The organism is Vibrio sp. 2132-1, from assembly GCF_033344315.1.
The window spans coordinates 1-1,046 of record NZ_JAWPON010000107.1 but is presented as its reverse complement, the minus strand read 5'-3'; the positions used below and the strand labels follow the sequence as shown (position 1 = coordinate 1,046).

Sequence of the window (1,046 nt, the reverse complement as noted above, 5' to 3'; positions counted from 1 at the left end):
CAAGAAGAGTTGTCCCATCTCGACACCGACTTAAAACAAGTGGAGTCGAGCTACCTCTCCAGCTTTTCAGCCAGTTTGTGGGTTGAAGACCGTGAGCTGTTACTCACCCAAGCGCTGGGGGCGATGCGTTTGCCTTCGGTGGATTACCTACGCATTGCTACCAAAGACGAAGTTATCATCGAGCTCGGAACAGAAATCACGCAAGATGTGGTTGAGAGGCGTTGGCCGATGCAGTTTAGTGTGGGTGAAAAAACGTTTGAGCTTGCAGAGCTGACTGTGCAATCTGACCTTAGCGCCGTCTATCAAGATTTATGGCAACAGTTCTTTTTTCTACTCACGACAGAAGCGATAAAAATTTTGCTGTTGATGGTTGGGGTGTTGTGGGTTGCCTTCCGTTTATTGGTGAATCCTTTGCAGTTGCTTTCCGGTGCGGTGAGTGATTTTAGCGGCGGTAATGCGCCGAGTACGGTCACGCTGCCCAAACGTTGGTGTTTTGATGAAGTCAGCTTGTTGGCGCAAAAATACAATCGAAGCGTGCAAAAAGTGCGTGAGCATCAAGCCGAGTTAGAAGCCGAGCGAGATAAGGCGGAAGTCGCCAATCGCAAGAAAAGTGAGTTTCTCGCGACCATGAGCCACGAGATTCGCACCCCTATGAATGGCATTATTGGTGTGGCGTCGCTGCTTAGTGATACTAAGCTCGATCCGCAGCAAAAAGAATTTGTGGAGATCATCGATAACTCATCGCAATCGCTCATGACCATTATTGATGACATCCTCGATTTCTCCAAAGTCGAAGCGGGGAAGGTGGAACTCGCCAGCGAGACGTATCATTTTCGCCAGTTATTGAAGGATGTGATCAGCTTACACACAGTAAAAGCGCAGCAAAAGAATTTGCAATTGCTCAGTGATATCGACCCTAAGTTGCCCGCTGAAGTACAAGGAGATGAAGGGCGTCTGAAGCAGGTGCTCAATAACTTACTTAGCAACGCGGTCAAATTCACCGAGCGTGGTCATGTCAAATTACTTGTCTCATTGCACGAGCAAAA

The 1,046-nt window shown here is 48.2% G+C and carries 1 protein-coding gene; it reads left to right on the top strand.

Going from position 1 to position 1,046, the window contains the following annotated elements; all coding sequences use genetic code 11:
• Positions 1 to 1,046, top strand: a 1,046-nt coding sequence (locus R8N47_RS23745; protein ID WP_318185919.1) for a histidine kinase dimerization/phospho-acceptor domain-containing protein, incomplete at both ends; no start/stop codon positions are given.